Source organism: Pseudomonadota bacterium (assembly GCA_026388255.1).
Taxonomy (GTDB): Bacteria; Desulfobacterota; Syntrophorhabdia; order Syntrophorhabdales; family Syntrophorhabdaceae; genus JAPLKB01.
The window spans coordinates 1-7,935 of record JAPLKC010000017.1 but is presented as its reverse complement, the minus strand read 5'-3'; the positions used below and the strand labels follow the sequence as shown (position 1 = coordinate 7,935).

Here is a 7,935-nt window from a genome sequence, read left to right as displayed (position 1 = left end):
TATATCGCCTTCAGGGATTACCAGCCCTCTTGCGCTGACAACAACGTCAACCTTGCCTAGGCACGTCCATAGAACAAAGAACACAAAAGAGGCGATAATAACCCAGAAGATCAGCTTTCCCAGCGGGTTAGCCGGTTTCTCCTCGATTTCCGCCATCGTGGGCTTGAATTCATAGGCATCATCACGTCTGAATATCCTTTTAAACAACATATTCCCCCTCAATCCCTCAATCCTTATGTATTATTCCTTCTATTCATAATTTAAATTCTACATTCTACATTCAAAATTCAAAATCGCTGTCACACCGCCTCCTGCTGCATATACAGGTGCCGGTAATAGCCGTTTTTTGCCATAAGCCCTTCATGATCGCCCATTTCAACGATCTTCCCTTGATCGAGGGCAATGATAATGTCGCAGTCCTTAACAGTAGACAACCTGTGGGCTACAATAAACATAGTCCTGCCGGCCTTGATCCTGGTGATATTCTGCCGGATAATTTTTTCAGATTCATAATCAAGAGATGAGGTAGCCTCATCAAAGATAAGGATTCTCGGGCTTGTTATCAGCGCCCTTGCAATGGCTATTCTTTGCTTCTGGCCGCCGGACAGGGTTGATCCGCGTTCCCCAACAATCGTGTCGTATCCCTGGGGCAGTTGTGTTATGAATTGATGCGCCCCTGCTATCTTTGCCGCTTCAATGATAACCTCCACGGGCGCATCCGGTTTCGAGATGGAGATATTTTCCCTGATTGTCCCGCTGAACAGGTAATCATCCTGAAGCACAACGCCAATATTGTATCGAAGCCATATTGGATTGATATGGCGTATGTCTATATCGTCTATATAAACCGCCCCTTCGCTTATGATATATAGCTTCTCGATCAACTTTGTGATTGTGCTTTTTCCGCTTCCGCTTCTCCCAACTATGCCTATGCTCATGCCAGGTTTTGCCTCGAAATTGATCTTGTCGAGCACATAAGGGGAATCCGGCACATACTTAAAACAGACATCCTCAAATCTGATTGCGCCGTTGAGCGACGGCAGCGTGATATCTTTGCCGGACGTAACCTCGGTCTTGTTGTTGAGTATATCTCCGATCCTGTCAACGGAAAGCAACGCCTGTTGAAACTCGTTCCAGAGGTTTACAAGCCGCAAAAACGGACCGGTGAACTGACCGGCAAACATTTGAAAGGCAATCAACTGTCCTATGGTAAGCTGGTTGTCTATAACGAGCTTCACGCCGAGGTAAAGTACGGTGATTGTCATCAGCCTCTGAAACGTGCCTGATACGGCGCCTGCAATGTTTCCCATATTGGCGAGTTTGAAACTCGAATGAACATATTTTCCAAGGTTCTCTTCCCACCTTTTCTGCATGGAGCCTTCAAGGGCAAGGGATTTTACCGTCTGGATGCCTGTAATTGACTCGACGAGATAAGAGTTGGACTGAGCCGCCATCTGAAACTTGTGTTCCAACCTCCTCCTGAGTTCCGGCGTTACAATAAGATACAGCATTGCCGTAAGAGATACGAAGCCGGAGAATATCAGGGTCAGCTTAACGCTGTACAGGAACATCATTGCCACAAAGACAAGCGAAAAGAACAGATCTACAATCACGGACACGGATTTGTTCGTAATGAACTCTCTTATATTATCGAGTTCGCGCATCCGTGCTACGATGTTGCCTACCTTCCTTGACTCAAAATAGACAAAGGGAAGTGAAAAAAGATGTTTGAACAACTTGGCCCCGAGCTTGGCGTCTATCTTGTTTGCGGTATGGATAAAGATGTAGTTTCTCGAAGCATTCAGGAGAAATTCGAAGATCGTCACGGCAATGAAGGCAACGGCGAGTACATCGAGGGTGGTCATGCTCCGGTGGACAATCACCTTATCAAGGATTACCTGGGTAAAAAGGGGCGTTACAAGGCCGAATAACTGCACCACAAAAGAGCCGGTGAGCACTTCACCGATAACATTCTTATAATGCAGTATCTCATTATAAAACCACCTGAATCCGAAGGCTGCATCCGAGGATATCATCCTGTGCTTGAAGACGATATATTCCCCGCTTGATATGCCCTGGAGTTCCTCAGATTCAAAAGGCTTTGCCGCCATCTCTTTCGGACAGAACACGAGTGTCTTGCCGTTTTCCGTGTCAGCCTTCAGCGCCACGCCGTATGTCCCATCCTTAAATATGACCATGACAGGTGAGGGATATTTCTTAAGCACCACATCGAGGGGCATCGTCTTTATGCGTGCCTTGAAGCCCAGGTTTTTTGAAATAAGGAGAAGCTGTTCCTTTGAGATTTCTTCATCAGCAATGCCGTATTCTCTCATTACTGTCCGCAAATCCACGCTTATCTGATTTATTCTTGCGATAAGTTCAAGACATACAAGGGCGGTCTGCATCAATTAACCCCTTCCGAGAGCATCTGAAGCTCTTTAATCGTAGCAACCTTTGTAATCATGGTCTTTGTCAGCTCCAATCTCTGGTTTATAAGCTCAATCCTCCGGTTGAGAAGCTCTATCAGATCAGCAACGTTTTGCTCCGCAAGCCGTTTTGTCATGGACAGTTTTTCTTCCACTTTTGCCAGCATATCTTTCTGGTTTTCCAACCCCCTTATGTGCATCACTCTTGTTTCATTAAGTTTCGCGTGCCTGTTTATCAGTTCGGCAAGCTTTTTTTGCTTTTCCACCTTGAGCCTTTCAATCTCCAATGCCGTCTTCTCCATTTCGGCGTTTGTTTTAAATCCTTCGAATATAGGCAGCGTTGCCGATATGCCTATGAAATAGTTTCTGTCCCTTATGTCGTTTACGGATGCTTCATAATTGTTGCGGTCCTGTCCGTACCAGACATACCGTGAATAAAGTCCGAATTGGGGAAATCTTTCTCTTTTCAGGATATCGAGTTCTGCCTTCTTTTTCTCTATTTCAAGGGCATACATTCTGAACTCAGGGGATTTTTCCGGATTGAAACTATTTTCGTAATCCTGCTCACAACCTTCAAACTCCTGCACTTTGACGCTGTTTGCATCGTAATCCTCCCCCGTATAAAAAGACAGATCCTGCAGGACGGTCTTTAGTCTGAGCTCCAGGTTATCAATGGCTTCAAGGGTCTTTACCACGCTTAATGCCTCGTCCACCATTTCTATTTTTGAGATGGCGCCGGCAAAATATAACCTTTCTTTTGTCAGAGAAAGCTCCTTGTAGAGGGACAGGAGCTCCTTTTTTGCCTCAAGCTCTTTGCGGCTTGTAAGCAGATCGGTATACAGGTTCAATACCTTGATTTTTATGTCCCGTATCTGCCGTATATACACCATCATTTTTACATCCACGTCTTTCTTTGCGATGAACACCTTTTTTCTTGTTGAGCCGAAATCAAACAAGTTATATGAAGCAGCAACAGACAAAGAATTATGGTAATATGTACTTTCACTGATAATCGTATCTCCTATTGCGGTTACCTGCGGTGCGCCGCCTGACAGATCTTTTACATATTCCGAGTTCCAGCGGGCATTGAAAGTAGGATAATAAAGCGAATACGCTCTTTTTTGCATGGACCGGCTGATATGGATATCAAGACTGGAGAGTTTTACATCATGGGAGTTTTCAAGCGCCCGCTCCGTCACCCCGTCAAGGTCGAGTATTTGCGAGGCAAAGGTTAAGCCGGGGGAAAAAGTGAGCAAAAAAATAATGCAGGATGCAGTGAAGATCGTGGAAAAGACCGTAGGGCGTCCGCTTTGCTGGGACGTACGCCCACTCACGTTCTCTGGGACGTAGGACGTAAAGGATTTAGATGCAGAACGCATCGGCTTTCTTTTCCATATTGTTGAGCTTGGCAAATATATGTTCGTACCTATCATTCAGTTTGTCACATTCTATTTCTGTTATGTATCTGCAGTGCAATGAGATTCCAACCATGTTTGAGTTTCAGCAGCCTCCTGTGCTGCATCCGATAACTTGTTAATAAAAACAGCTTTATATTTTCTCTTTCTCCATCCTTCGGCAAGATTTGTACAAACCGATCTCGCTTATCTCCTTATCTGATCGGTTAAAGAATATTTTTCCTCTACAGGAAATCTTTTCGAAATTTCATATATCTCCATAGCAGCCTCGAAAGCCACCTTGTAAACCTCCAAGTCCTGAACCCATTTCGCAACTATCTCTGTTTTCTCCACCGTGCTTTTCCTTTGTTGTTTATCCATAGCACGTTCGCTCACTTGCATTTGCCGGGACGTCCGCTTCGCTTGGACGCAACTGCCTTCATATCACCTTCTATCAGTTTTGCCTTTTCGTCCCAGCGAACGCAGTGAACGGACCTCCCAGCGCAGCGGACGTCCTACGGTCTCTACCCCGTCCCACGGTCCTTTACCCGTGCCATGCATTCACTACCATCCCCATCAAATCCTGGTTTCTTCTCACATCATCCACAGATGTCATGGGTATGCCGTTATCTGCCGCAAAAGCTGTCATCTGCTGGATGACAAGGTTCACGTCTGCATCGGTTAAGAACTGGCCATAGGATAACTCTATCTTCTCTATGCCGTAATCAGGAGAAGTCTGATTACTGACAGTTATTTTATTTGTATCTCCATACCCTATATAAAGACTGGAGCCTCTTTGATAGATGGCTATGGTATCTTTCAGAACATCGTCTGCAAATAAGACCCTGTCCTGAAAGAGGGAATCGGAACCGCTGTCTGTGATAGTGTCATTGACGTTGCCGGAGGAGAATACATAGGTATCGCTGCCTGTTCCTCCATTCAGGACATCATTCCCCGTTCCTCCGATGAGAGTATCATCAGCATTACTCCCTATAAGAGTATCGTTGCCTCCTAATCCGGAGAGGATGTTTGAAGCGCTGTTTCCGTAGATTACGTTATTCAGATCATTTCCTATACCGTTGACCGGGTCTGTACCGGTAAGGGTGAGGTTCTCAACGTTGCCGCCAAGGGTGTATGTTACGGAGCTACGGACTGTATCGGTTCCTTCGTTTATTGCCTCTGTTACCGTATCGCCTGCATTATCAACGTAATATGTATCATTGCCCGTACCACCGATCATCACGTCGGCGCCTGTTCCACCGATTAAAGTGTCATTGCCGGCCCTTCCGATCAAGGTATCATCGCCACCATCTGCGCTCAGGTAGTCATTACCGTCATTGCCGGTAAGGGTATTATTAGCAACATTCCCATAGATGTTGTTGTTCAACTCATTCCCCGTTCCATTTATAGCATCTGTTCCGGTAAGGACAAGTTGTTCCAGATTGTCTCCCAATATGAAAGACACGGAGCTACGGACTGTATCGGTTCCATCATCAGCGGCTTCGACTACAACATCACCGGGGTTGTCCACATAGTAGGTGTCATTGCCCATGCCTCCAATCATGATATCTGCCCCGGTTCCGCCTATGAGGGTGTCATTGCCTGCTCCTCCGTACAAAGTATCATCGCCTGCATCTACTGAAAGGTAATCGTTGCCATCGCCACCGGAAAGGATGTTGCTGGTTGTGTTACCGTAGATGTGGTTATCCAGGCCATTACCTGTTCCGTCAATAGAATCCGTTCCGGTAAGGGTTAGATTTTCAACATTCTCACCTAATGTATAACTAATGTTGCTACGTACCGAGTCAGCCCCTTCGTCAAGGCTTTCTACAACTACATCACCGGCGTTGTCCACATAATACGTGTCGTTGCCCAAGCCACCGTACATGGTATCTATGCCTGCTCCACCATTAAGGGTATCATTACCTGCTCCTCCATAGATCACGTCATTGCCATCCCCGGCGCTTAGGTTGTCGTTACCTGTGCCTCCATAGAGGATATCGTCCCCTCCATCTGAGACGAGAGAGTCGTTACCGTCATTGCCGATGAGGGTATTGTTGCCGGAGTTGCCGTAGATAGTGTTATTCAGGGCATTGCCAGTACCGTCTATAGCATCGGTTCCGGTAAGGGTGAGGTTTTCAAGGTTATCGCCAAGAGCATAGGTGATGGTGCTGCGGACAGTATCAGTGCCTTCGTCGGCAGCTTCCATAACGACATCACCGTGGTTGTCCACGTAATAGGTGTCATTGCCCAAACCTCCTATCATGGAGTCTGCGCCTGCTCTACCATTAAGCGTATCATTACCTGTTCCTCCATATAGGGTATCATTTGCATCCTTGCCGGTTAATGTGTAATTGCCTCCAAGGCCGGAGAGGATATTAGATCCATTGTTTCCGTTAATAACATTCGCGAGCTCATTTCCCGTTCCATTAATAGCATCGGTTCCGGTAAGGGTAAGATTCTCCACATTATCCGAGAGGGTATATGTGACAGAGGACTGTACTGAGTCTGTTCCTTCGCCGGTAGCTTCTGTGACTATTTCTCCAGCGTTATCCACATAGTAGGTATCATTGCCCAGACCTCCTGTCATGGAGTCTGCACCTGTCCCACCGATAAGAATGTCATTGCCTGTTCCTCCGTACAGGATATCGTCACCGGCATCAGCCGAAAGGTAATCGTTCCCGTCATTACCAATGAGGATATTGTTGCCTGTATTGCCGTAGATAGTATTGTTTAAGGCATTGCCGGTACCGTCAATAGAATCCGTTCCGGTAAGTGTAAGATTCTCAAGGTTGTCACCCAGGGCATATGTGATGGTGCTGCGGATCGTGTCGGTGCCTTCATCGAGGTTTTCTGCGATAATGTCCCCTGCATTATCAACGTAATATGTATCATTGCCTAAACCGCCGATCATTGTGTCGGCGCCCGTTCCACCAATGAGGGTATCGTTCCCTGCACCACCGTACAGAGTATCGTTTCCAGCATCGGAGCTTAAATAATCGTTGCCGTCGCCACCGGAGAGAACGTTTGAAACGCTGTTCCCATAAATGTTGTTATTCAGTTCATTGCCGGCACCATTTATCGCATCTGTTCCGGTAAGAACAAGCTGTTCCAGATTATCTCCTAATGTGAAATACACAGAGCTACGTACAGTGTCGGTTCCTTCATTTATTGCCTCTGTTACCGTATCGCCTGCATTATCAACATAATATGTATCATTGCCTGAACCGCCGATCATGATATCTGCCCCTGTTCCGCCAATGAGGGTATCGTTCCCTGCACCACCGTACAGAGTGTCATTGCCGGCTCCGGCATTGATGTAGTCGTTGCCCGATAATCCTTCAAGTCTTTCGGCATTGCCTGTTCCATATATACTATCGTTTCCTTCTGTCCCTGTGATAGTGGGGAGGATCATGTTTTCGATATCGGCAGGGGTGATGATGGTTCCATTAGCAAACACAAACTGTTCTATCTTATTGCCCTGATACCAGTTTTGTATTGTAAGGCTGTCCTGTGTATTCTTGATGCAGATGATAACGTCATCTCCTGATCTGCTTACGGTCAGGTCGTTTCCGGATATGCCATCAGAAAACATGACCCTGTCGATATCTGCCGTTGATAATGTGTCAATGACAATATCCTGCCCGTATCCCCGTGCAAAGATGTATGTATCCGAGCCTTCGCCTCCGATAAGGGTGTCGTTACTCGATGAGCCGTCCAATGTGTCATTGCCTGCGCCACCGGTAAGCGTGTTTACTGCGCTGTTGCCGGTGAGTATGTTATTAAGAGTATTGCCTGTGCCGTTAATCGGGCTAGTGCCGGTAAGGGTAAGATTTTCTATATTTGTCCATAAAAAATATGTGATACTGCTTTTGACGGTGTCGGTGCCTTCGTTGAGGTTTTCTTTAATGCTATCAGTTGAACTGTCTACATAATAGACATCATCCCCTTTTCCTCCTTCCATATAGTCATTGCCCGCACCGCCGTCTAAGATATCGCTGCCGTCATCTCCGTAGAGGGAATCGTTGCCAGTGCCTCCGTAAAGAGTATCGTTATCGTAACTGCCGTAAAGGATGTCGTCTCCTTCATCTCCATAAAGGGTATCATTGCCGTAC

At 46.4% G+C, this 7,935-nt stretch carries 4 protein-coding genes and 1 pseudogene; all 5 read right to left on the bottom strand.

The window, feature by feature from the left end; all coding sequences use genetic code 11:
* A partial coding sequence (locus NT178_01210) for an HlyD family type I secretion periplasmic adaptor subunit (GenBank protein ID MCX5811153.1) occupies positions 1-210 on the bottom strand: 210 nt, incomplete at its 3' end.
* 89 nt (positions 211-299) lie between these two features.
* A complete protein-coding gene (locus NT178_01205; protein ID MCX5811152.1) occupies positions 300-2,405 on the bottom strand; it encodes a type I secretion system permease/ATPase in 2,106 nt (701 codons plus the stop codon).
* Complete coding sequence (locus NT178_01200) at positions 2,405-3,760, bottom strand: TolC family protein (GenBank protein ID MCX5811151.1); 1,356 nt, start codon at positions 3,758-3,760, stop codon at positions 2,405-2,407. The genes NT178_01205 and NT178_01200 overlap by 1 nt, the downstream gene beginning before the upstream one ends.
* Before the next feature lie 28 nt (positions 3,761-3,788).
* Positions 3,789-4,201 (bottom strand): annotated as a pseudogene (locus NT178_01195) (four helix bundle protein).
* Between the two features lie 163 nt (positions 4,202-4,364).
* Positions 4,365-7,935: hypothetical protein (locus tag NT178_01190; protein MCX5811150.1), on the bottom strand; the 3,571-nt coding region annotated here is incomplete at its 5' end.

Excerpts from the sequence above, each read along its gene's own strand:
- NT178_01205 (MCX5811152.1), bottom strand. The coding sequence starts at position 2,405 with ATGCAGACCGCCCTTGTATGTCTTGAACTTATCGCAAGAATAAATCAG.